Source organism: Pseudomonas sp. Pseusp97 (assembly GCF_047304025.1).
Classification (GTDB): domain Bacteria; phylum Pseudomonadota; class Gammaproteobacteria; order Pseudomonadales; family Pseudomonadaceae; genus Pseudomonas.
In genome coordinates this window covers 1-18,195 of the sequence record NZ_JBGLYK010000113.1, presented here as the reverse complement: position 1 = coordinate 18,195, position 18,195 = coordinate 1, and the positions used below count along the sequence as shown (strand labels likewise).

The window sequence follows — 18,195 nt, the reverse complement described above, 5'->3', positions numbered from 1 at the left end:
GAGGAAGCGCGACTTGGCCTGGTCGGCGGCGCGGGCGCGGTCGCGCTGCTCGCGCAGGTCCTGCACCAGTTCGGAATTCTCCTGGCGCAGGCGGATGGTTTCGCACAGGCTGCGGTAGGTCACCCGGCTGTAGTACAGGTTCACCCCGGCCAGGCAGGCGATGAAGAAGCTGTAGGTGGCGTGCTGCTCGTCGGCGACGCTCAGGCACAGCACCAGCACGGGCAGCAGCATGGCGATGAGCGAGCCGATATACGCCGGCGGAAAGGCCGACAGCGAAGGCACCGCGCCACACACCAGGCCCGTGAGCACGATGCAGGTGAAGGCGAACAACTGCGGGTCGCCATGCACGAAACCGACCCAGCCCAGCCAGCCCCACAGCAGGCTGCTGGCCCAGGACAGCAGCGTGTTGCTCCACAGCCAGCCGCGGCCCAGCGTGCGCGCGGGGGCTTGCCGGAAGTACGTGCGTGCCAGGACAATCCGCCCCAGCGTGAGCGCGTAGAGCGCGGCCAACCACAAGACCATTGCCGTCGGCGACAGGGCGTAGCGGAAGATGTACAACACCGGCAGGGGAATCACCAGGTTGGCGAAGAGCACGGCGTACGACTGGCGGAACAGGAGATCGACCAGGTCGCGCTGCTGCAGGCTGTTGTGCATGTCCGGAATGCCTCAGGGAGACCGTTGATGGAAGGGAAGCGCGACTTGCGGGTGCTCATCGCCGATGACCACGGCATCGTACGGGATGGCCTGCGCCTGTTGCTCTCGACCCTGGAAGGCGTCGAGGTGGTCGGCGAGGCGGCGGACGGCATGCGCCTGCAGGCGCTGCTGCAGGAAGTATCCGCGGACCTGCTCCTGCTCGACCTGAACATGCCCGGCCTGAACCGGCTGCAGTTCATCCAGGAACTGCGCCAGCGCCATCCCCGGCTGAAGATACTGGTGCTCACCGCCAACACGGAAACCGCCACCGTGCGTTCGGTGCTCGATGCCGGCGTGCACGGCTACCTGAGCAAGGGCGAGGACACCGCCGAACTGCTCGAAGCCATCGAGGTACTGCGCAGCGGCCAACCCTACCTGGCGCGCAGCCTGCGCTTCATGCTGGAAAGCCCTCACGCCCGCCCGCAGGGAGATGCCGACCTGCTCTCGGCCGTGGAGCTGACCCGCCGCGAACGGCAGATCCTCACCCTGGCCGCCCAGGGTCGCAGCGCGCGGGAGATCGCCGAGCACTTCAGCATCAGCCCGCTGACCGTGCGCAAGCACCGCGAAAACCTCATGCGCAAGCTCGACCTGCACAGCACTGCGGAGCTGGCGGCCTACGCCGTGCGCCTGGGCGTGCCCAGCGCCTGATTCGAGCTTGTGCCTTGCCTGCGTGCGCATGCCGCGCGTCCTGTAAGCGAGCCGATCGACAGAGACTAGCGCCGCACGCCGGCAGAAAAAATACGGCAACTGCCGTATGTGCCCGGCGAGCCGCGCTCCCTAACCTTTCCGACACGGACCAGACGCCGCCTCGATGAGCGCCGGCCGATACCCGATCAGGGAAGGATCACACCATGACACTGCCTGCCTACTGGGCCTCGTTCGCCGTGGCGACGCTGGCCTTCGCCTGCATGCCCGGCCCGGCCATCCTCTACATGACCTCGCAGACCCTCGCCCACGGCCGCCGTGCCGGCCTGCACGCCGCGCTGGGCATCCACCTGGGTTGCTACGCCCATATCTTCGCGGCCAGTGCCGGGCTCGCCGCGCTGCTGCATCACGCGCCGAATCTCTACCTCACGCTGAAGCTGGCCGGCGCGGCCTACCTGATCTGGCTGGGCGCAAGCATGATCTTCGGCCGGCGCCGCCTGGGCGCAAGCGCCGACGACATGGGCGAGGCACGGCCGCAGGTGCTGCGCGACAGCATCGTCGTCGAGGTGCTCAACCCCAAGACGGCGCTGTTCTTCCTGACCTTCCTGCCGCAGTTCGTCGACCCGGCCGCGAGCCTGCCGGTGGGCCTGCAATTCTTCATCCTGGGGATGATCGTCAACCTGGTGTTCTCCACCGCCGACGTGCTTGCCGTGCTGTTCGCCTCATTGCTGCTCGGCGCGCTGGGCAAGGGGCGTGGACAACGGCTGATGCCGCGACTGTGCGGTTCGATCCTGGTGGGGCTGGGCGTGATGCTGGTGGCCCGGGGCGGGCCGGTATGACACGGGGATCTGGGGCGAGAATCAGAGCGGAGGCCGCGCCCGGGGACAGGCGCGGCGCGGGCGAAGCGGATCAGTCTTCGCGGCTGGTCACTTCCACCAGGTGGTAGCCGAACTGGGTCTTCACCGGACCCTGGACGACGTTCAGCGGCGCGCTGAACACGACCTGGTCGAACTCGCGAACCATCTGGCCGGGACGGAAGCTGCCCAGGTCGCCGCCGCTGCGGCCGGACGGGCAGGTGGAGTTGTCGCGCGCCACCTGGGCGAAGTCGGCGCCGCCTTCGATGGCAGTCTTCAGTTCATTGCACTTGGCTTCGCTGGAAACCAGGATGTGACGGGCAGATGCACGGGCCATGGGATAACTCCTGAACAGGCAGTAGGAAAGGGCGAAGCCTAGCCGATTCCGCTGACGAACCCAATGCCAGTTGCCTGACGGTAGGCCGATGCAGAGCGCACTCGCTCGCGAACCGCCCAGCTCAGGTGTGGCCGGGATACCTTCGCCGACGAAGTCCGCTCCTACGCCTGTCCGTCAGGCCTGTGCCGTGCCCAGCACTTCGCTCAGGTGCTGCTGGTAACGCTGCACATCGGCCTCGATGTTCGGGCGCTTCATCACGTCCACGCAGAGGAAGGTCGGCAGCGGGCTCATGCCCAGGAACTGGTTGGCCTTGTGGAAGGGGAAGTACACCGCGTCCACGCCCTTGCCTTCGAAGAAGTCGGTCGGGTCGTCGAAGGCCTGCTGCGGCGCGTTCCAGGTGGCCGAGATCATGTACTGCTTGCCCTGCAGCAGGCCGCCGCTGCCGTACTTCTGCGAGGCATCGGAGCGGGTGCGGCCGTCGTTGGCGTAGAGGCTGCCGTGGCCGGCGGTGAACACCTCGTCGATGTACTGTTTGACGGTCCAGGGCGCGCCCATCCACCAGCCGGGCATCTGGTACACGATGACGTCGGCCCAGAGCATCTTCTGCACTTCTTCCTGGATGTCGTAGCCGCCGTCGACGAAGGTTTCCTTCACGTCGAAACCGGCGTGGTCCAGATGCGCGATGGCGGCTTCGTGCAGGGTCGCGTTGTAGCGGCCATCGGAGTGGGCGAACTGCTTGCCGCCATTGATCAGCAGGATCTTTTTCATGGTGTGGGCCCCTAAGTCAGAAATCGGATGGCGGCAGAATAGCGAGCGGAGCAGGGCGGAAAAACCCGTTTTCGGACAAATGATCCGTGCGTGAGATTCATTAATTCAGTCGATTGATTTGCGTCAGGATGCGGCAATCTTTCCCCTCCCAGGAGCTGCCCCGATGTACGCCTTCATCCTCCAGGCCCACACCCTCGCGGAAAAATCCCAGGCTTTCGAAGACCTGTTCCGCACCTACCTCACCCCCAGCCGCGCCGAAGACGGCTGCATCCAGTACCACATGCTGCGCGACGCCATCGACCCGACCCTGTTCACCTTCTTCGAGGTCTGGCAGAGCCGCGAGCACCTCGCCGTTCACTCCTCGCTGCCGCACATGCGCGAATTCCACGAACGGCGCATGGAGTACCTGCGCCGCGATTTCGTCATCCAGGAAGTCGAGGTGATGCAGCCGCGCTGAGTGGCACCGGAAATTCCCTCGACCGGCAACGGAACCGGAATCGCGCGGGCGCAGCCAAACGCCGAGAAATCACGCATCATTGAGCCCTTCTCGACCACCGGAGCCCTCCATGCCCAGCCAGCCGTTCCTTCTGCGTAGCCTGCTGTTGTCGCTCGGCCTGCTCGCCGCCGTCGATGCCAGCGCGGCCGACCAGGACCAACTGCTCGAAGCCATCAACGCCTACCGTGGCGAGGTGCAGTCCTGCGCGGGCCAGGCCTCGCAGGTGCTGCCGCCGCTGTCGCCGGACCCGCGCCTGGCGCTGCCGGCTTCGGCGGGAGAATGGAAGGCCGCGCTGAACCAGGCGGGCTACCCGATGAGCAGCGTGCGCATGCTCAGCCTCACCGGCCCGCGCGACGTGACGGCGGCCATGAAGGCGCTGCAGGAAAGCTTCTGCCAGGTGCTGCTGGACCCGCAGTTCGTCGATGTCGGCATTGTCCGGGAGGGCGATGACTGGCGCGTGCTGCTCGGCCGGCCGCTGCTGCAGGGCAAGCTGGGCACCTGGGAAGCCGAAGGCCAGCAGCTGCTGCAGGCGATCAATTCCGCGCGCGGCAAGGGCCGCCAGTGCGGCGGCCAAGCCTTCGGCCCGGCCGGGGCGCTGAGCTGGAACGCGACCCTGGGCGGCACCGCAGAAGCCCACAGCCGCGACATGGCCAACAACAACTATTTCGACCACAAGGGCCGTGACGGCAGCACGCCGGGCGACCGCGCGGAACTCAACGGCTACGCCGGCCTGCGTATCGGCGAGAACATCGCCGCCGGCCAGGGCAACGCGCAGAAGGTGGTGGAGAGCTGGCTGGCCAGCCCCGGCCATTGCGCCAACCTGATGAACCCGCAATACAGCGAACTGGGCGCGGCCTACGCGGCGGACCCGAAGAGCGACGCGGGCATCTACTGGACGGCGATGTTCGGCTCGCCCTGAGCCGTCACCGGCTGCTGGTGACGCCGGGCTCGCCGGCCTGGCGCTTCACCTTCGCCGCGAGGATGGCCGCCTCGACCGCCGCCAGGGTGGCCGAGGCCGCGGGTAGTTCGAAGACGCGGCTTTCGGCGAGGGAGGAGACGCGCTCGCCGTTGTCCAGGGTGAACTCCACGAACGCCAGGTGCTCCGACCAGGACCGATAGCGCCGCACCATGAACAGGCTGTGGCGGCTGCGCAGCGAACTGACTTTCTCCAGGGGAATCCGCCGGTGGCTGCCCTTGCCGCACAGCACCAGTTCGCCCTTGTCGATGAAGGCCGGCTCGGCGCGCGCGACCCGTCGCCATTCCACGGCGAAGCGCCCGACCAGCACCAGCAGGCAGAGGGGCAGGGCGGAGAACGGTCCGACCACGCCGCTGAACATCTTGATCAGCGTGAAGACGGTCATCGCCAGCAGGATCAGCAGGGTGAAGGCGCGGTAGAAGTGGACGTTGTCGAACTCGGTCTGTGGCAGGAACCGGACTTCCATGTGCAAGCTTCCTCGGCGAGTACGAAACGTCTCTGAACCTGACTTTTTAGCAGACCGGGCGCCGCCTGCCATGCGAGGCGGGTCACGCTGCGAGGCGATGGCAAAAAGAAAAACCGGCGCCTGGGCGCCGGTTTTCTTTCGCTGCTGCGGGAATCAGCCTGACTTCCCGCCTGAACCATCCGCTCAGTGCGGCTGGTTCAGGGTCAGGCGCATGTGACGGTTCACATCCTTGTACAGCAGGTAGCGGAAGCGACCGGGGCCGCCGGAGTAGCAGGCCTGCGGGCAGAAGGCGCGCAGCCACATGAAGTCGCCGGCTTCCACCTCGACCCAGTCCTGGTTCAGGCGGTACACCGCCTTGCCTTCCAGCACGTACAGGCCGTGTTCCATCACGTGGGTCTCGGCGAACGGAATCACGCCGCCCGGCTCGAAGTTCACGATGTTCACGTGCATGTCATGGCGCATGTCGGCCATGTCGACGAAGCGGGTGGTGCTCCAGCGGCCTTCGGTGTCCGGCATCACGCGCGGTTCGATGTCCTGCTCGTTGGTCACGAAGGCTTCGGGCAGCGGTACGCCGTCGACTTTCTGGTAGTGCTTGCGGATCCAGTGGAAGCGGGTGTGCTGGCCGCTGGTGTTGCGCACCTTGTAGTCGGCGCCCGGCGGAATGAACGCGTAGCCGCCCGGCTGCATCTTGTGCACTTCGCCCTGCAGGGTCAGGGTCAGCTCGCCCTCGACGATGAACAGCACCGCTTCGGCGTTGACGTCCTGCTCGGGCTTGTCGCTGCCGCCCTGGGGCGCCAGCTCGACGATGTACTGCGAGAAGGTCTCGGCGAAGCCCGACAGCGGGCGGGCGATGACCCACATGCGCATGTTGTCCCAGAAGGGCAGGTGGCTGGTGACGATGTCACGCATCACGCCCTTGGGGATCACGGCATAGGCTTCGGTGAACATGGCGCGGTCGGTGAGCAGCTCGGTCTGTGCCGGGTGCCCGCCGTGCGGCGCGTAATAGGTGGATTTGGCCATGGGGTAGTTCCTCATTGTTGTCTTGCTGCCCGGCGCGTGCGGCGCCGTGGTGAGCAATTCGTGCAGAGCGGCGCGCTTGTCGGTGCGCTCGCCGTCGCTGGCAGCCACGATATCCAGCGGCGTCTTCATGCACAAATTAAATGTTGGAATCCGCTGTATTCGATTTCTGAATCTGATCAGCCCTTTGTGTCCTGCGCCAGGACCCGCGACAGCACCCGTGCCAGCTCCTTCACCATCGGGTCCACCGCCGGACGGTGCAGCATCGCCACCTCGAACACGTCCACCGAGGGTAGCCCGATATTCTTCGGCAGCACGGCGTGATCAGCCGTCACCGCACGCTGGGGCAGCAGGCCGATGCCCATGCCGTCGGCGATGGCAGACTGGATGCCGGAAAGGCTCGAACTGGTGAAACTGATGTGCCAGCGCCGGCCGATGGATTCCAGCGCGGCGATCATCTCGTCGCGGTACACCCCGCGCGGCGGGAAGGTGACGATGGGCAGCGGGTCCAGCTCGATGCAGGCGTTCTTTGCACTATCCACCCAGCGGGTCTTCTCCGGCCAGCAGGCCACCGCCTCGCGGGCGTTCTGCCGCTGCTTGAGCAGCACCAGGTCCAGCTCGCCACGGTCGTAGCTGGCGGACAGGTCGCGGCTCAGCCCGCTGGTGACTTCCAGTTTCACCTGGGGGTAACGGCGGTTGAACGCGGCCAGTTGCTCGGTGGTGCGCCCGGTGGCGAAGTCGTCCGGCACGCCGATACGCACCGTCAGCGCCACGGTGGCGCCGGACAGCGCTTCGACCATCTCGTCATTCAAGGCCAGCAGGCGTCGGGCGTAGCCCAGCAGCGTATCGCCCGCGTCGGTGGGCAGCACGTCGCGGTTGCCGCGCTCGAGCAGGCGGTGCCCGGCCATTTCCTCCAGTCGGCGGATCTTCTGGCTGACGGTGGACTGGGTGGAATGCAGGCGCGCAGCGGCCGTGGTGAAACTGCCGCAGTCGGCCACCGTGACGATGGCGCGGAGCAGATCGAGGTCGAAGAGACGGGTATTCGGTTTGTCACTGTCGCTCATGGCGGTATCGGAAACCTGAATGCGATACCGCTTTCTAGCAGCTCAGCCCAAGCCCCGGCAAATCACCTGGCGCCCGCTGCGTTCAGAAGTCGATGGTCTTCGCCCAGGGATCGACGCCACCACCGCGCCGGTCGCCTTTTCGGCGATCGTCTTCGAAGCGGATGGTTTGTCGTCGATCAGCGCTGCAGCGGCGTTCAACGTGGCGGGTGTCGATCTGGAATTTCGCCTTGGCCGGCATGGCCATTACTGGCGGCGCGGCCGGCTCCATGGGAACCAGACTGAGTTCATCACTGTTCAGGTCATCGAAGTTGAAATCGCTGAGGTCGAAATCGTCGTCGAGATTCATCGCGCGTCGCTCCACTGCAATACCCTCAGAGGTGAGCGTAGAAGCGTAGTGGCGTTGCGCTTTCTCAGCCGACGGAGGGCATGTCGGGCGTGGCCTGCCGCGCGCTCCCTATTCAATCCAGCCAGCTGTGCCACGCCAGGCGGATGGCGCCGTCCTGCAGGGGCAGCAGGGTCAGGTTCGGGGCCTGGCGCAGGTCGGTGACCAGTTGGCTCCAGGCGGCGGAATCGTCGCTGGGTTCGCGGCGCAGGGTGATGCCGAGGTTCTTCAGGGTGGTCGGGTCTGCCAGCAGGGCGTTCACGCGGGCGGACAGCTGGTTGTAGGTTGCGGCGTGCATGGGAGGCCTCCGGTTCGGGGTGGATGGAAATACTGTATGTAAATACAGTATTTCTTGTAAAGACCGGCGTGACCATCGGTAGGTGGGTTTCTGAAGGACGTGAGACCGAAGGGTCTGGGACGGTGCTTCGAGTCTGGGCAGCGTTTGCTCTGGGGCGCAGGCCTTGGCAATGGTGGGTTTGAGGAGTGGTCTGTCGCTATCGTTCTGATAATGGAACGCTAGAGGCGATTTTTGCCGTCTGGTGCGCCATGGGTGTCGAAATTAATCTTTGTTCCATGCAGTGACGCACTGCAAAGCGAGTCCAAAACCTTCCGGCCCAGCCGGCACCCACTGAAAGCAAATCGAGGATTTCACCATGACCAACGCCACCTACAACCGCCTGGACAAAGACAACGCCGCCGTACTGCTGGTCGACCACCAGGCCGGTCTGCTCTCGCTGGTCCGCGACATCGACCCCGACAAGTTCAAGAACAACGTGCTGGCGCTGGGCGACTTGGCGAAGTTCTTCAACCTGCCGACCATCCTCACCACCAGCTTCGAAACCGGCCCCAACGGCCCGCTGGTGCCTGAGCTGAAAGCGCAGTTCCCGGACGCTCCGTACATTGCTCGCCCCGGCCAGATCAACGCCTGGGACAACGAGGACTTCGTGAAAGCGGTGAAGGCCACCGGCAAGAAGCAACTGATCATCGCTGGCGTGGTGACCGAGGTCTGCGTGGCATTCCCGGCGCTGTCGGCGCTGGCGGAAGGCTTCGATGTGTTCGTGGTGGCGGATGCGTCCGGCACCTTCAACGAGATGACCCGCGATGCCGCCTGGCGTCGGATGGAAGCCGCTGGTGCGCAGCTGATGACCTGGTTCGGCGTGGCCTGTGAGCTGCACCGCGACTGGCGCAACGATATCGAAGGCCTGGCGGCGCTGTGCTCGAACCACATTCCGGATTACCGCAACCTGATCACCAGCTACAACGCGCTGACGGCTGGCAAGTAACAGCCCGCTGAAATGAAAACCGGAGCCTCCCGCGAGGCTCCGGTTTTTGCTTTTGTAGGACCGAGGGGGACGCCTAGTTCTTGCTCGCGAACCGCCTGGCACGGAATTTCCCCGTAGGAGCGGACCTTGTCCGCGAAATCCTTCGCGGCGGACTCCGTTCTCGCCTGGGCACACTGAAATGCGGCGCCCTTTGCTGGAAGTTGGGTGTTTCTGCGCCGCTTTGGCGTGCGCGGACGTATTGGGTTTCGCCCCCTCGGGCGAGTTACTTTGGCAAACGCCCCAAAGTAACCAAAGGTCTTGCCCCGGACATCCGGTTTTTCGCTTAGGCGAAAAATTCCCTCGTTGAATCGAAGTTCCAGGGGCACGCCGCGAAGGGCCATCCCTGGCCCATCGCGGCTCTCGCGACATCCATGTCGCTCAACCCCTGAAACTCCAATTCAACGAGGCCTCCTGAACGGGGCAGGCTGGAGTGCGCTGATGTTTCTCTGGAAGTCTTCTAAAAAGCCAAAGCCAAAGCCAAAGCCAAAGCCAAAGCCAAAGCCCGAGCGGGCACGAATAGCTCCCTCTCCCTTCAGGGAGAGGGCGGGGGGAGAGGCAGGCCTGTGCGGAGAGTTTCCCCCCGTAGCGAAGACACTCCCGCGATATACCGGCAATGCCGGAGCACGATAGGTTCGCGAGCAAGCTCGCTCCTACGAAGAGCGCCTCCTGCGTGAATTTCGGCTCTGGCTCTCGTTTTTGCCGTAATAGGTCTTCCAGAAAAATAACACCACGCGCCGAACTGCCCCGTTCAGGAGGCCGAAGAACCGAGGGTACTTTTCGCAGAGTGAAAAGCCGGATGTCCGGGGGCAAGACCGGGAGGGCGGCTATCCGACGTTTGCCAAAAGGGACTGGCCCGACGGGGCGAAACACGAAGCCCGCGCGCGCGCCGAAGCGGCGCTGAAACACCCAATCTCAGGCAAGAAGAGCATCGCGGACAAAGTCCGCTCCTACGGGAACGCCTCTGCGTCGAAGGGGAAGAGCAGAGCGATGGGTATCGCTCCGCTCCACGCCATCCTACGTCGTGCTCTCCGGCCCGAGGCTCAGCTCGGGCCAGTTCTGGTAGGGCACCCAGGTGACGCCCTGCCATTTCAACACCGACAAGGTCGTCGTCCCTCGCAGGAGCTCCCGTCTCGGCTCGCCAGCATCCAGCCGATGCTGGTCCCGCAGCGCCGGGATCACATGCAGCGACAACCACTGCCGGACGCTGCGATTCTCCGGATGGAAGAAGTGAATCAGCGCCGCATACACCGCCGACTCGCTGATCATCAGTTCATCGACGTAATCGCCGCTGCCATCGCGCACCCAGGCGCGGCGGAACTGGTCGGCGTCGAGGTTGCGCTCCACGCGCTCGGCCAGATACGGCGAGGCGATCAGCCGGCCCAGGTCGTGGGCGCAGAACCAGCACTGGTCTTCCAGCAGCACGGCGCGCAGCAGGCGCTTGTGGCGGATGAATTCGGTGGGGATCAGGAACTCTTCAGACATGGCGCACCTCCGGGAAGGAGGGGGAAGAGGGCGGGTACAGCGAAGCGCCTTCGGGGCGAAGGCTGGGGGTGAAAGGCATATCCATTACCTCAATGGGTACACCGCTGCTTTCGGGAGCAGTATTGCCGCTACGTGACGCGTTTCTTAGGCGCTTATCAAATTTATTACTAATAGAGAATCATGGTCAAGCGCCCCGGATTCGGGGCGCTATATCAAATTTCAGAGAGTACGGGGGGGGAGGTTTCTTCGTTGTGTAGCTTGTCGTAATAACGACTCAGCCAAATTATTTTCTCTCTTACGGAGTTTTGCTTGCTTTGATTTTGTTTTAATAGTTCTCCAATTATCTGGAGGGATTCCGGTTGAGGTAGATTACATAGGTAGTGAATGAAAAATTCATTATCATCGCCCTTTAGTAGGGGGAGTGTTTTCAGGTCGGGCTTGTTAGGGGCTATAAGTTGAAGTAAGTTTTGGTCGACGACTATTCGTGGGTATTTGGCTGTTTTGGCTTCAATTGAATATGCGTTTATTAATGCTTTGCTGAACAGAAATGAACTATCTTCGCAATGCTTTCCGAAGGAAATTCCACCCCTACAAAGCAGGCCGCTAGATAGTAAGTCGGCCTGGTATTTTGCTACAATTGAGAGAAATTGCCGAAGATCATCAATGTTGTGGCTAAATGATCTGCTCAGTACGATAGAGTCAGAGAATTGCGTTAGGCTATATCCCTCAAGTTCGCCTAATGCTTTTTTCGTTGTGCTGTGGGTCTCATAAAGCTTGTTTAGGTTGAATGTGTCGGCGTCAGGAGGCGCTGAGCAGTCCATTTCAACCATCTCGGAGAAGCCCAGGATATCTATAAAGGCTAGGTAGTGAAGTGTTAAGGTTTTAGACATTCTTAACTCCTACCTTAAAGTCGCTTTGCAATTTCGGCAAAGCAGGACTTGTAGCGTTCCATGCGAGGGATGGCCTCTCCCCAGACGTTTCCTGCCCAGGTTCTTCCATCTTCGTCTAGTAGTCCAGTGTCCTCTCTGGTTATTTCAAATACTGGTTTTCCGGTTTCATGCATCAGCGGAGCTAGAGAGCCAAAGTCAGGGATTTGCACGACTGTTGCATCTTTGGGTGCGATCCCGCTAGTAAGATCAAGTTGGCTGCTGGAATGTTTAATTAATACCGGGTAAAGGTACTTTTCTATGGTTTCTGGGATTCTTTCCATCCAAAGGACGTATCCTGGTTTCGGTCTTCCTTTGTATAGTTTGAAGAATTGGGCAATTACGCCTAAAAAGCTAGGCAGGCCGGGCCTAACTGGAAGCCCAAGGTTGCTAAACTCGGAAAATATCTGTTGATGCTCAGAAATCCAGCGGTCGATTATTTGGCTAAGGGTTCGCAAAGCCTGGATGTTGAATCTGTCGGCGGCAATCGGAATGAAAAAGCTGTCTGAACTCAGGAAGCAACTTCTAGTTAGGGCTCCCGAGCTAGGGCCTACGTCAATAAATATATAGTCATAATTCCGCTCTGCTCCAATTCTCGCAAGCATGTCGCCGATTGCCACATAGTTTCTTTTCTGATGAACGCTTGTTGAGAATCGCTGGTTGTGGGCTTCTGCGAGAACGTCATCAACGGAATTTATGTCGACGCTACCTCTAATAAGGTCTAGATTGTCTGATATTGGGATGGTTTGAATCGCCGTTGTGTCGATTGCGGCGACCTCACCTTCGAATCGAGGTCTAAGTATGTCGAGCAAGGTGGTGCCAGGTAGGGTCTCTACTGTCTGGCCAGTATGCTCAGATTGTTCATCTAAATTCTTTAAAGTTGGTGCGAGGCAAATTTCTGTCATGTTGCACTGCGCGTCAGCATCAACAATTAATACTCTTTTATTCTGGCGCGCCAAGTAGTATGAAAGATTGAAGGTGGTGGAGGTCTTTGAAACTCCACCTTTGTGATTGTATAGAGTCACAATTCTTGTCATTGAATATCTCCATAAAAAAGCCCCGCACAAAGGCGGGGCTTTTCGTCTTTCTAATCACTGCCCCAAAAATCCATTTCGGTCTACAGCGTTTCTAATGGTCTTGACTTGCGGTGGTGCTACTACTTCCGTCAGTCCCAGCTCAGCGCGCCGCCGGTCTGGTACTCGATTACGCGGGTCTCGAAGAAGTTCTTCTCTTTCTTCAAGTCCATGATTTCGCTCATCCACGGGAACGGGTTGCTGGTGCCCGGGTATTCCTCTTTGAGGCCGATCTGGGTCAGGCGGCGGTTGGCGATGAACTTGAGGTAGTCCTCCATCATCGCGGCGTTCATGCCCAGCACGCCGCGCGGCATGGTGTCGCGAGCGTATTCGATCTCCAGTTGGGTGCCCTGGAGGATCATCTGGGTGGCCTCGTCCTTCATCTGGGCATCCCACAGGTGCGGGTTTTCGATCTTGATCTGGTTGATCACGTCGATGCCGAAGTTCAGGTGCATGGATTCGTCGCGCAGGATGTACTGGAACTGCTCGGCGGTGCCGGTCATCTTGTTGCGGCGGCCCATGGAGAGGATCTGGGTGAAGCCGCAGTAGAAGAAGATGCCTTCCAGGACGCAGTAGTAGGCGATCAGGTTGCGCAGGAACTGGCGGTCGGTCTCGGGAGTGCCGGTTTCGAACTTCGGATCGGAGATCGAGCGGGTGTACTTCAGGCCCCAGGACGCTTTCTTCGCGACGCTCGGGATCTCGTGGTACATGTTGAAGATTTCGCCCTCGTCCATGCCCAGCGACTCGATGCAGTACTGGTAGGCGTGGGTGTGGATCGCTTCCTCGAAGGCCTGGCGCAGGATGTACTGGCGGCATTCTGGGTTGGTGATCAGGCGGTAGACGGCCAGCACCAGGTTGTTGGCGACCAGGGAGTCGGCGGTGGAGAAGAAGCCGAGGTTGCGCATGACGATGCGGCGCTCGTCTTCGGACAGGCCGTCCTTGCTCTTCCACAGGGCAATGTCGGCGTTCATGTTCACTTCCTGGGGCATCCAGTGGTTGGCACAACCATCCAGATACTTCTGCCAGGCCCAGTCGTACTTGAAGGGTACGAGCTGGTTGAGGTCGGCGCGGGCGTTGATCATCTGCTTGTCGCCGACCTGTACGCGGGCGGCGGAGCCTTCCAGATCGTCCAGGCCTTCCTGGATGTCCAGGGCGTCGAGGGCCTGCTTGGCGCGGGCGACGGCGTCGGAGTCGTCGGCGGAAACGGCGCGCGCTTCTTCGACGGAGCCGGCGGCGTCGGCGTCGAGTTTGTCAGCGTTCTGCGCGGCGGCCTGGGCGACGGCCGGGGCGGCCTTGGCTTCGGTGGCGTCTTCTTTGTCGAATTCGTCCCAGCTCAGCATGGGTCCTCTCCTGTTCTGGATGGCCGTTCTAGGGCGGCCTGATGTCTGGTGGCGTGTGGTGCACGCTAAGAGCTTGTGCGTCTTCCGTCCTGCGCGGGGCGCGGCGGAGGAGGCTGTTGTTCTTCAGGGCAGAGGGGCCTTGAAAGCCCCTCTCCCTAACCCTCTCCCTGAAGGGAGAGGGGATGTTCAGTGCGGGGAAGGGCTCCGCGAAGAGCCCCTCTCCCTAACCCTCTCCCTGAAGGGGGAGGGGACAGTCCGTGCGGTCTGCCGTTGCGGTGTCAGCGCCGCTTTCGCGGCGCGCTCACCTTACTGGCAGGCTTCGCAGTCCGGGTTGTCGATGGAGCAGGCCTGCGGTACGGGCGCCGGCTGCGGCTCTGCTGCCGGTGCGGCTTGCAGGCCTTCGTTGCCACCCGCGGACACGGCGTTGAGCTTGCCGGTGTTGATGGTGGACTTCTCGGTGCTGGTCGCGGCCAGGGCACGGAGGTAGTAGGTGGTCTTCAGACCACGGAACCAGGCCATGCGGTAGGTCACGTCCAGCTTCTTGCCCGAGGCGCCGGCGATGTAGAGGTTCAGCGACTGGGCCTGGTCGATCCACTTCTGGCGGCGGCTGGCGGCGTCGACGATCCACTTGGTCTCGACTTCGAAGGCGGTGGCGTACAGGTCCTTCAGGTCTTGCGGGATGCGCTCGATCTGCTGCACGGAGCCGTCGTAGTACTTCAGGTCGTTGACCATGACCGGGTCCCACAGGCCGCGCACTTTGAGGTCGCGAACCAGGTAGGGGTTGATCACGGTGAATTCGCCGGAGAGGTTCGATTTCACGTACAGGTTCTGGTAGGTCGGCTCGATGGACTGCGATACGCCGGTGATGTTGGCGATGGTCGCGGTCGGCGCGATGGCCATGATGTTCGAGTTGCGGATGCCTTTCTGTACGCGGGCACGTACCGGAGCCCAGTCGAGGGATTCGGTCAGGTCGACGTCGATGTACTTCTGGCCACGGGCCTCGATGAGGATCTGCTGGGAGTCCAGCGGCAGGATGCCCTTGGACCACAGGGAACCGTCGAAGGTCTCGTAGGCGCCACGCTCGTCGGCCAGGTCACAGGAAGCCTGGATGGCGAAGTAGCTCACCGCTTCCATGGACTTGTCGGCGAACTCGATGGCCGCGTCGGAGCCGTACGGGATGTGCTGCAGGTACAGCGCGTCCTGGAAGCCCATGATGCCCAGGCCAACCGGGCGGTGCTTGAGGTTCGAGTTGCGAGCCTGCGGGACCGAGTAGTAGTTGATGTCGATGACGTTATCGAGCATGCGCACGGCGGTCTTCACGGTCTTCTCGAGCTTGGCGGTGTCCAGCTTGCCGTCGACGATGTGGTTGACCAGGTTGATCGAGCCCAGGTTGCAGACCGCGATCTCGTCCTTGTTGGTGTTCAGGGTGATCTCGGTGCACAGGTTCGAGCTGTGCACCACGCCCACGTGCTGCTGCGGGCTGCGCAGGTTGCATGGGTCCTTGAAGGTCAGCCACGGGTGGCCGGTCTCGAAGAGCATGGAGAGCATCTTGCGCCACAGGTCCTTGGCCTGGACGACCTTGAACACCTTGATCTTGTTGTACTCGGTCAGGGCTTCGTAATACTCGTAGCGCTCTTCGAAGGCCTTGCCGGTCAGATCGTGCAGGTCCGGAACTTCCGACGGGGAGAACAGGGTCCACTTGCCGTCGTCGAAGACGCGCTTCATGAACAGGTCCGGAATCCAGTTCGCGGTGTTCATGTCGTGGGTGCGGCGACGGTCGTCACCGGTGTTCTTGCGCAGCTCGAGGAATTCCTCGATGTCCAGGTGCCAGGTTTCCAGGTAGGCGCAGACGGCGCCCTTGCGCTTGCCACCCTGGTTCACGGCCACGGCGGTGTCGTTCACCACTTTGAGGAACGGAACCACGCCCTGGGACTTGCCGTTGGTGCCCTTGATGTAGGAGCCCAGCGCGCGGACCGGAGTCCAGTCGTTGCCCAGGCCGCCTGCGAATTTGGACAGCATGGCGTTGTCGTGGATGGCGTTGTAGATGCCCGACAGGTCGTCCGGAACGGTGGTCAGGTAGCAGCTGGAGAGCTGCGGACGCAGGGTGCCGGCGTTGAACAGGGTCGGGGTCGACGACATGTAGTCGAACGAGGAGAGCAGGTTGTAGAACTCGATGGCGCGAGCTTCACGGTCCTTCTCTTCGATGGCCAGGCCCATGGCCACGCGCATGAAGAAGACCTGCGGCAGTTCGAAACGGATGCCATCCTTGTGGATGAAGTAGCGGTCGTACAGGGTCTGCAGGCCGAGGTAGGTGAACTGCTGGTCGCGCTCGTGGTTGATGGCGGCGCCCAGCTTGGCCAGGTCGTACTCTTTCAGCTTGCTGTCGATCAGCTCGAACTCGGAGCCTTTCTCGACGTAGGCGGCCAGTGCCGGTGCGTAGAGGTCAGCCATCTCGTGGTGAGTGGCGCTCTCGGCGACGCCCAGGAAGCCCAGGGCTTCGGCGCGCAGGGTGTCCATCAGCAGGCGGGCGGTGACGTAGGAGTAGTTCGGCTCGCGCTCGACCAGGGTACGGGCGGTCATCACCAGGGCGGTGTTGACGTCCTTCTCGGCGACGCCGTCGTACAGGTTCTTCAGGGTCTCGCGTTCGATCAGCGCGCCATCGACTTCGGCCAGGCCTTCGCAGGCTTCGCGGATGATGGTCTGCAGGCGACCCATGTCCAGCGGCTGGGTGCTGCCGTCGGCCTTGGTGATGCGGATGCTCGGGTGCGGCTGGGCGATGTCGCTGGCGTTACCGGCGGTCTTGCGCTCGTTGGCGCGGGCTTCGCGGTAGATCACGTAGTCGCGGGCGACTTTCTGCTCGCCGGCGCGCATCAGGGACAGTTCGACCTGGTCCTGGATTTCTTCGATGTGGATGGTGCCACCGGAGGGCATGCGGCGCTTGAAGGTCGCGGTGACCTGTTCGGTCAGGCGGCGCACGGTCTCATGGATGCGCGACGAGGCGGCGGCGGTGCCGCCTTCCACGGCGAGGAACGCCTTGGTGATGGCTACGGTGATCTTGTCATCGGTGTAGGGAACTACGGTGCCGTTGCGCTTGATCACGCGCAGCTGGCCGGGCGCGGTGGCAGCCAGATCCTGGGCGGATTCGGCGGCCTGCGGCGCTGCGGCCTGCGGGTTCTCGCGAGTGGTGTCGATTTGCATGGGTGGTTGTCTCCACGTTCTCGTAATGGGTTCGGTGCCGACGCCCGGGGCGCCGTTCTCAAAGGCAAAGAGCAAAAACAAAGAGCAAAAAGAGCAGTCGCCCGCGATTGCAGCCGCGAGCGGGAATTCTTCTGGAACAGGGGGGATGACCCGAAGCGCCTCCCTGGCCCGACTCGGGTGCCGGCTTTACGGGCCGGGACCACAATACCTAGTGGTGTTGAACGTTACGTTGCAACACCCGTACCGCATTTCCATCGACATGAATCGCTCCTTGCGGGCGGGGCCGCCTGGCACATCAATACGTCTGGAATACGTTGTGGTGGAACCGGAGGAGCCATGGGACAGGCTCGGGATTTCGACTTTCTTCTTGTGTCCGGTTCGTCGCTGCAACCCCAAGATGTAGGGGTATGCCGCAACGGGGATACAAGATAATGCGCTAAGGGGGTGTTTGCAAGGCGGGGTGACGGGGAAAAGCTGTGGATAAAATGTGCATGGAATGTGGGTGAAGCGGGGCAACTCGCGCTATCCCTGATGTTGTCTGCCTTTCACCGTTCGTCGTGCTTGGCGACAGATTTTTCACACGCCTCAGGGGCACTGCGCGGTGAGGAACACTACCACAATATGTAGTGTTTCTCACCGTGCAGCCCTTGACCTTCCTGCGCAATGCCTGTTTACGCCGTTGGCGTGCGGCGACGCTGGCAATCTGGCTACAATGCCGGCCGCTTTGGCGGGCTCTGCAGGGGCACTCTCTATAGTAGGAATGCCCGTGCCCGCTCATGGCGCATCAGGAGGCAAGGTGGAACAAGAAGCGCGCATTCTCATCGTCGAGGACGACCAGCGACTGGCCGAGCTGACCCAGGATTACCTGGAGAGCAACGGCCTCGCGGTGTCCATCGAGTCCCACGGCGGCAAGGCGGTGGAGCGGGTGCTGGCCGAGCGGCCGGACCTGGTGGTGCTCGACCTGATGCTGCCGGGCGAGGATGGGCTGTCCATCTGCAAGCGCCTGCGCCCGGACTACGACGGGCCGATCCTGATGCTTACCGCGCGCACCGACGACATGGACCAGGTGCAGGGCCTGGAGATGGGCGCCGACGACTACGTGTGCAAGCCGGTGCGCCCGCGCGTGCTGCTGGCGCGCATCCGCGCCCTGCTGCGC

Annotated in this window: 19 protein-coding genes; 6 read left to right on the top strand and 13 right to left on the bottom strand. The window is 62.2% G+C overall.

Going from position 1 to position 18,195, the window contains the following annotated elements:
* The coding region (locus ACCC94_RS18280; protein ID WP_413350906.1) for a hypothetical protein at positions 1 to 654 on the bottom strand (654 nt) is incomplete at its 3' end.
* A gap of 27 nt (positions 655 to 681) precedes the next feature.
* Between ACCC94_RS18280 and ACCC94_RS18275 the strand changes: the two genes are divergently transcribed.
* Together ACCC94_RS18275 and ACCC94_RS18270 are read left to right on the top strand one after the other, a co-directional pair.
* Complete coding sequence (locus ACCC94_RS18275) at positions 682 to 1,341, top strand: response regulator (RefSeq protein WP_413350905.1); 660 nt, start codon at positions 682 to 684, stop codon at positions 1,339 to 1,341.
* 203 nt (positions 1,342 to 1,544) lie between these two features.
* On the top strand, positions 1,545 to 2,177 hold the full coding sequence (locus ACCC94_RS18270) for a LysE family translocator (RefSeq protein ID WP_413350904.1): 633 nt from the start codon (positions 1,545 to 1,547) through the stop codon (positions 2,175 to 2,177).
* Between the two features lie 70 nt (positions 2,178 to 2,247).
* Here ACCC94_RS18270 and ACCC94_RS18265 read toward each other — a convergent pair whose 3' ends face one another.
* Positions 2,248 to 2,529 carry a peptidylprolyl isomerase gene (locus ACCC94_RS18265; protein ID WP_184594568.1) on the bottom strand — a complete coding sequence of 94 codons (282 nt, stop codon included), beginning with the start codon at positions 2,527 to 2,529 and terminating at the stop codon, positions 2,248 to 2,250.
* A 174-nt stretch (positions 2,530 to 2,703) separates the two neighbouring features.
* Complete coding sequence (locus tag ACCC94_RS18260) at positions 2,704 to 3,297, bottom strand: NAD(P)H-dependent oxidoreductase (RefSeq protein ID WP_413350903.1); 594 nt, start codon at positions 3,295 to 3,297, stop codon at positions 2,704 to 2,706.
* Positions 3,298 to 3,460: 163 nt separating this feature from the next.
* Here ACCC94_RS18260 and ACCC94_RS18255 point away from each other — a divergent pair, with 163 nt between their 5' ends.
* Positions 3,461 to 3,754, top strand: a complete 294-nt coding sequence (locus ACCC94_RS18255; protein WP_413350901.1) for a putative quinol monooxygenase — start codon at positions 3,461 to 3,463, stop codon at positions 3,752 to 3,754.
* A gap of 109 nt (positions 3,755 to 3,863) precedes the next feature.
* A complete protein-coding gene (locus ACCC94_RS18250) occupies positions 3,864 to 4,712 on the top strand; it encodes a CAP domain-containing protein (protein WP_413350900.1) in 849 nt (282 codons plus the stop codon).
* 4 nt (positions 4,713 to 4,716) lie between these two features.
* On the opposite strand, the gene ACCC94_RS18245 is transcribed toward ACCC94_RS18250, so the two are convergent.
* The 5 genes from ACCC94_RS18245 to ACCC94_RS18225 form a co-directional block, all read right to left on the bottom strand.
* Positions 4,717 to 5,235, bottom strand: a complete 519-nt coding sequence (locus ACCC94_RS18245) for a hypothetical protein (protein WP_413350899.1) — start codon at positions 5,233 to 5,235, stop codon at positions 4,717 to 4,719.
* 183 nt (positions 5,236 to 5,418) lie between these two features.
* The gene (locus ACCC94_RS18240) at positions 5,419 to 6,255 is read right to left on the bottom strand and encodes a bifunctional allantoicase/(S)-ureidoglycine aminohydrolase (protein WP_413350908.1); all 837 of its coding nucleotides are present in this window, start codon (positions 6,253 to 6,255) and stop codon (positions 5,419 to 5,421) included.
* A gap of 176 nt (positions 6,256 to 6,431) precedes the next feature.
* On the bottom strand, positions 6,432 to 7,316 hold the full coding sequence (locus ACCC94_RS18235; protein WP_413350898.1) for a LysR family transcriptional regulator: 885 nt from the start codon (positions 7,314 to 7,316) through the stop codon (positions 6,432 to 6,434).
* Positions 7,317 to 7,398: 82 nt separating this feature from the next.
* On the bottom strand, positions 7,399 to 7,662 hold the full coding sequence (locus tag ACCC94_RS18230; RefSeq protein WP_413350897.1) for a hypothetical protein: 264 nt from the start codon (positions 7,660 to 7,662) through the stop codon (positions 7,399 to 7,401).
* 112 nt (positions 7,663 to 7,774) lie between these two features.
* Positions 7,775 to 7,996 carry a DUF1654 domain-containing protein gene (locus ACCC94_RS18225; protein ID WP_024763117.1) on the bottom strand — a complete coding sequence of 74 codons (222 nt, stop codon included), beginning with the start codon at positions 7,994 to 7,996 and terminating at the stop codon, positions 7,775 to 7,777.
* Between the two features lie 355 nt (positions 7,997 to 8,351).
* On the opposite strand from ACCC94_RS18225, the gene ycaC reads away from it, so the two are divergent.
* Entirely contained in the window at positions 8,352 to 8,981 is a 630-nt protein-coding gene (gene ycaC / locus ACCC94_RS18220) for an isochorismate family cysteine hydrolase YcaC (protein WP_233298023.1), read from the top strand.
* Between the two features lie 1,053 nt (positions 8,982 to 10,034).
* Here the strand turns inward: ycaC and ACCC94_RS18215 are convergent.
* The 5 genes from ACCC94_RS18215 to ACCC94_RS18195 form a co-directional block, all read right to left on the bottom strand.
* A complete protein-coding gene (locus tag ACCC94_RS18215; protein ID WP_413350895.1) occupies positions 10,035 to 10,502 on the bottom strand; it encodes a phage antirepressor in 468 nt (155 codons plus the stop codon).
* Between the two features lie 212 nt (positions 10,503 to 10,714).
* On the bottom strand, positions 10,715 to 11,392 hold the full coding sequence (locus tag ACCC94_RS18210; protein WP_413350894.1) for a hypothetical protein: 678 nt from the start codon (positions 11,390 to 11,392) through the stop codon (positions 10,715 to 10,717).
* 14 nt (positions 11,393 to 11,406) lie between these two features.
* Entirely contained in the window at positions 11,407 to 12,465 is a 1,059-nt protein-coding gene (locus ACCC94_RS18205; protein WP_413350893.1) for a ParA family protein, read from the bottom strand.
* A 128-nt stretch (positions 12,466 to 12,593) separates the two neighbouring features.
* The gene (locus ACCC94_RS18200; protein ID WP_081518061.1) at positions 12,594 to 13,841 is read right to left on the bottom strand and encodes a ribonucleotide-diphosphate reductase subunit beta; all 1,248 of its coding nucleotides are present in this window, start codon (positions 13,839 to 13,841) and stop codon (positions 12,594 to 12,596) included.
* A gap of 306 nt (positions 13,842 to 14,147) precedes the next feature.
* Positions 14,148 to 17,039, bottom strand: a complete 2,892-nt coding sequence (locus ACCC94_RS18195; RefSeq protein WP_413350892.1) for a ribonucleoside-diphosphate reductase subunit alpha — start codon at positions 17,037 to 17,039, stop codon at positions 14,148 to 14,150.
* Between the two features lie 796 nt (positions 17,040 to 17,835).
* Here ACCC94_RS18195 and ACCC94_RS18190 point away from each other — a divergent pair.
* Positions 17,836 to 18,195: response regulator (locus ACCC94_RS18190; RefSeq protein ID WP_413350891.1), on the top strand; the 360-nt coding region annotated here is incomplete at its 3' end.